We start from the raw sequence: 5,105 nt of genomic DNA on the forward strand, positions 1-5,105 counted from the left end.
GTTCTAACCGGCCGTACCACTCACGACCCGAGACGACGCGCGAGCTGGCCGCGGCGGGAGATGTCGAGCTTGCGGTAGATGTTGGTCAGGTGGAACTCGACCGTGCGGCGGCTCAAGACCAGCGCGGCCGCGATTTCCGGGTTGCTCCAGCCTTTCTGGGCGAGTGCGGCGACGTCGCGTTCGCGGTCGGTCAGTGCCTGCTCGGGCTCGGTGAGCTTGAGGCACGCCTGAGCGTGCGCCAGTTCGAGGCGGGCTTGTGAGCGTCCGAGCACTTCGACGGCCTCGGTGAGCAACGCGGGGGAGTCCCGCACGATCCCGGCGACGCGGAGCGCGACACCCAGCCTGCGCGGCAGGTTCCGCTCGCGCGCCGACGCGAGTTCGTTTTCGGCCAGTGCCAAGGCTTCCTCGCGGTTTCCCAGCTCGAAGTGCGCGAGCGCCGCCGCGGCACGCCACGAGGCCTGGGGATGGTCGGTGAGGCCGAGATGTGCCAGCTGCTTGCCGCAGTCGAGCTGGTCGGCGAGCGCGGCGGCGTGGTCGCCTGCCGCCGCGTGCAGCAGGCCACGGGCGTGCAAGGCCAAGCACCCCCGCAGATACGTGGTCGCGGTCGGCTTCCGGGCAAGCAGCCACTCGATCTCCGCCTGGTCGCCCCGCGCGGCGGCGAGGCGCATCAGGGTGCTGTCGAGCAATGCGCTCCTGAAGTCCACTATGGACAGTTTGTCGGCCGCGATGTCGAGGTCGGCGCCCGCCGCGGCCAGATCTCCGCGCTGGTACTGGATTTCGGCGCGGTTCGCCAGCGCCATGCCGGTCGCGAGCGGCAGGCCGGACTCGCCGTCGTCGAGTACCTTCTGACAGAGCAGCAGCGCGAGGTCGTACTCCTCGATGTTGGTCAGCGCGCTCACCACGGCCCCGAACGCCCGTAGCTCCCCGAGACCGGTGATCGGCCCGGTCGGGCCGCTTTCCAGTGCGAGCTGGCGGACGGCCGCCACCGAGCGGCCGGTCACCGAATCGCGGGCGGCGATGAACGCGTTCAGCCGCCGCGTGCCCGCCTCCGACGTGGTGCCGAGTGCGGCGAGCCGTCGCGGGATCGCGACCGCGGCCTGCGGATCGTGGCGCGACTGATAGAGGACGCCGACTTCGAGGTCGGCCGCCAGCCCTGGGTGGCTGGCCGACCAGGACCGCACCGCGTCCCGCAGCACGTTGAGCGCCTCGTTGCAGCGGCCGGACAGCCAAAGGGCGTCCGAGAGCAGCTCGGTCGCGTGCGCTCGCCGAGCCGGCTCGCGGATGGTTTCGACCACCTCGGTGAGGGTGCACACGGCCGCCGCCGGGTCGGTGTGCACCTCGGCCGCGCCGAGTTCGAACAGTACGTTCTCGCGCTGGTCCGGCGTGATCGGCTCGCGCAACACCCGGCGCAGATGCGCGACGGCTTCGCGCGGATCGCCGTCGGCGAGTGCCCCGCGCGCGGCGTCGAGCAGCACGCGGACCACCCAGGCTTCGTCGAGCTCCGCGCTCTTGCGGACGTGCGCGGCGACCAGCCGGTCCGGCGCGTGCCCGCGATGCAGGACGCGGGCGGCCTTCCCATGCGCGGCCCGGCGCTCGGCAGGGCTCAGCCTGCTCGTGATCGCCACCCGCACGCCGCGGTCGGCGAATGCCGGTTTCCTTGTGCCGGTGAGAAAACGTAGCTCTCGCAACCGTCTGGCCGCCCACAGCGCGCCCGGCGGCGTGAGCCCGGCGACGGCGGCCGCCAGTTCGAGATCGGCGGGCGCGTCGTCGAGCGCGGCGACGGTCCGCGCGAACGACACGAGCGCCGGGTCCTCGTCGGCGAGGAACCGGTGCACGGCTTCGCTCAGCTCCGGCGTGCCGAACGCGGAGAGATCGAGCCGTTTGGCCCGGAGGTCGAGGCAGATCCTGATCAGCGCGGTGAGCCTGGCCGGGTTGCCGGCGCTGACCACCCGGCAGGTCTCGACGAACGCCTGGCAGACGTCGTCGCCGAGGCTGTCGGCGATGAGCCGTTCGCAGGCATGGAGATCGAGCCCGCCGACGGGGAGATGGTGAAACGGCGGGCTGTCGTCCGCGAGGGCGGCCGGCGTGGCCGTGGTGCGGGCGAGCAGGATGCCGATCCGGTGCCCGGCCGTGAGCCGCCTGGCGGCATAACCGAGCCACTGGGTCGACTGCGGGTCGGCCAGCTGGACGTCGTCGACCAGCAGCAGCACGGGGGAGTGCCCGGCGAGATGCGCCGAAAGCCACACCCACCAACTGTTGAGCCGGGTGTGGAGGTCGTCGCGGTCCGGTGCGAGCGGCAGCGTTCGTTCCAGCAGCTGGCGGACCACCCCGAAGGCGAAGTCCCGTTCGGACCTCGCGGCTCGCGCGGAAAGCACGAGAAAGCCTTGGCCGCCAGCCAGTTCCGCCGCGGCCGTCAGCAGCGAAGTCTTGCCACTGCCTGCCGACCCGCTGAGGGTGACCACCGACGGCTCGCCCGAAGCGATCCGCTCGAGGTGACCGGCGAGCAGATCGAGTTCCCGATCCCTGCCGTGGAGCCGCCTTCCCTGCGTGACTTCGGCGAGATCCACGGTGGCGAGGGTAGAGCGTCTTGGCCTGCGGGTAAAGGATTTCCCCGTGCCTACCGTCACATGCATCAGATGGAGTATGTCATATATCAAGTATCCTGTGGAGTTCCGCAGTTCCCGGGCAGTGGCCGCCGTGTGACCATGTGAGGAACCGGACTGCGAGGGTGGGTTACGTGGAATTCAAGGTTCTCGGCGCGCTGGAGATCGTCGATGAGACCGAAATCGTGGAGCTCAGCGGGGTGAAACAGCGCGCCGTACTCGGCTATCTGCTGTTGCACGCCAACAAAGTGGTGCCGATGAGCCACGTCGTCAAGGCACTGTGGGGCACCGACGTGCCGCCGTCGGCACGCAAGATGGTGCAGAACGCGGTTTCGGCGCTGCGCCGGATGCTCGCGTCGGCGTCGAGCGAGGCGCCGGTGCTGCTCACCCACGCGCCGGGGTATCTGCTGCGGGTGGAGCCGGAGTCCCTTGACCTGCACCGATTCCAGCGGCTCGTCGAGGAGGCACGGGCCGACCTGGCGGTGGGCTCGGCGAAGCAGGCGGCCACCGCGTTGCGTGCGGCGCTGGCGTTGTGGCGTGGTCCCGCGCTCTCGGATCTGGTCGAGACCGGGCTGAACTGGTCAGAGCTCAGCGCGCTGGAGATCGCCAAGCTGGGCGCGGTCGAGGACTGCTTCGAGGCGGAACTGGCCTGCGGCAGGCATCACGAGGTGCTGGCCGAACTCGGCGAGTTCGTCGTTCGGGAGCCGCGTCGCGAGCGGCTGTGCGGGCAGCTGATGCTGGCGCTCTACCGGGCGGGGCGTCAGGCCGAAGCGCTCGACGTCTATCAGCGGACGCAGGCGCTGCTGGTCAATGATCTGGGCATCGAACCAGGCCGTGAACTGCGCAAACTGCAGAGCATGATCGTCAGCCAGGATTTGGCGCTCACGTCGCATCCCCAGCGGGTGATGGTCGCTCCACCGCCGGACGTCAGCCTGGAACGCAAGCAGGTCAGCGTGCTGCTGGTGCACGTCAGCACGCCCACAGACGCCGACCCCGAGGACGTCAACGAGGCTTTGCCCGGCATCTCGGCGTCGGTGGGCGATGAGGTCCGCCGGTTCGGGGGAGTCGGCGGCGGCGCCATCGGCTCGATGTTCCTCGCGCTGTTCGGCGTTCCCCGCAACCACGAGAACGACGCCGAGCGCGCGGTGCGTGCCGCGCTGGCGATCCGCGACCGGCTCGACGGCGCCGAGGTGCGGATCGCGGTGTCCACCGGCAGCGCGCTGGCCCGGTTCCAGCGTGACGACGCGGCGGCGCCGGTCGTCACCGGCGCGGTGGTGGACACGGCACTGTTGCTGCTGGGAGCCGCGGGCACGATCGTCGCCTGCGAAGCCACCCGCCGCGCGGCGGACGGGCAGATCGTTTTCGACGGCGCGCTGGCCGTCGAACCAGCCGAAACCCGTGCGACCAGTGCGGGTGCGCTGGTCGGCCGCGTCCACGAACTCCAGCTGCTGCGCAGCTTGCTCGGCCAGGTCCGTGACCTGCGACGGCCGCATCTGCTCACGGTGCTCGGCCGTCCGGGCATCGGCAAGAGCAGGCTTGTCGCCGAATTCGGCCGCCAGGTCCGGGCGAACCGCGAAGCCGTCGCCTGCCTGACCGGCTTCACCTCACCGTTCGCGACGGATTCCCCGTACCTGCCGCTCGCCACCATGATCGGCGAGCCGGACGCGGACCTCGCGGCCTGGTGCCGCTTCGCCGAAGCGGCCGCGGCGGACGGCCCGGTCGTGGTGGTGCTCGAAGACCTCCATTGGGCCGACGACGTGCTGCTCGCGGCCGTCGAAAACCTCACCGACCGGTTGTCCTCGGTGCCGCTGCTGGTCATCGCGACCGCACGCCCCGAACTGCTGCAGCGCCGCCCTGCCTGGGGCGGCGGCCGTCGTCATACGACCATGACCACGCTCGATCCCCTCACTGAGCACGCGACGGCGGAGATTCTGCGCGACCTCGCGTCCCGCGAGGGAGCGGACCGCGCCGGCCTGTCGGAGCTGTGCGACGCGTTGGCGGGCCGTGCCGGCGGTATCCCGCTGTTCGCCGCCGAGTACGCCAAGATGCTGGCGGAAAACGTGCGTGGCGACTTCCCGGTGCCCGCCGGTGTGCACAGCGTCCTCGCGTCGCAGCTGGACATGCTGTCGTCGACCGAGAAAACGGTGCTGCTGGACGCTTCTGTGCTGCCGGAGCCGTTCTCGCCCGAGGCCGCGGCCGCCGTCGGACGCCGTGACGAGGCCGAAGCCGCCGGTGCGATGACGCGCTTGGAGCGCCTGGGTTTCCTGCGCCGCTCGGGCGACGGGTACGTGTTCGAGCACCCGCTGGTCAGGGAGGTCGCGTGCGCGCAACTACCGCGTTCGGAGCGCGCCGAACGGGAGCGACGCGCGTCCGGGGTCGTGAGTGGTATTGCCGGTTAGAACCGGCAATGTAACTAGTCAGGTGGTTGCTGGGTGTGTTGGTAGCCAGGGGTTTCCGGTGAGGGCGTCGCGGAGTGCGGTGAGTGTGTTGATGCCGTTTTTG

At 70.5% G+C, this 5,105-nt stretch carries 2 protein-coding genes; one reads left to right on the top strand and one right to left on the bottom strand.

All coding sequences use genetic code 11. The features are described from left to right. Positions 1 to 20 precede the first annotated feature (20 nt). Positions 21 to 2,567 (bottom strand): BREX system ATP-binding domain-containing protein, encoded by a 2,547-nt coding sequence (locus ACFV15_RS47730; RefSeq protein WP_378360121.1) that lies wholly within the window; start codon positions 2,565 to 2,567, stop codon positions 21 to 23. 170 nt (positions 2,568 to 2,737) lie between these two features. On the opposite strand from ACFV15_RS47730, the gene ACFV15_RS47735 reads away from it, so the two are divergent. Next, the gene (locus ACFV15_RS47735; RefSeq protein WP_378360122.1) at positions 2,738 to 5,002 is read left to right on the top strand and encodes a BTAD domain-containing putative transcriptional regulator; all 2,265 of its coding nucleotides are present in this window, start codon (positions 2,738 to 2,740) and stop codon (positions 5,000 to 5,002) included. Positions 5,003 to 5,105: the final 103 nt, after the last annotated feature.

The organism is Amycolatopsis sp. NPDC059657, from assembly GCF_042734395.1.
Lineage (GTDB): Bacteria > Actinomycetota > Actinomycetes > Mycobacteriales > Pseudonocardiaceae > Amycolatopsis.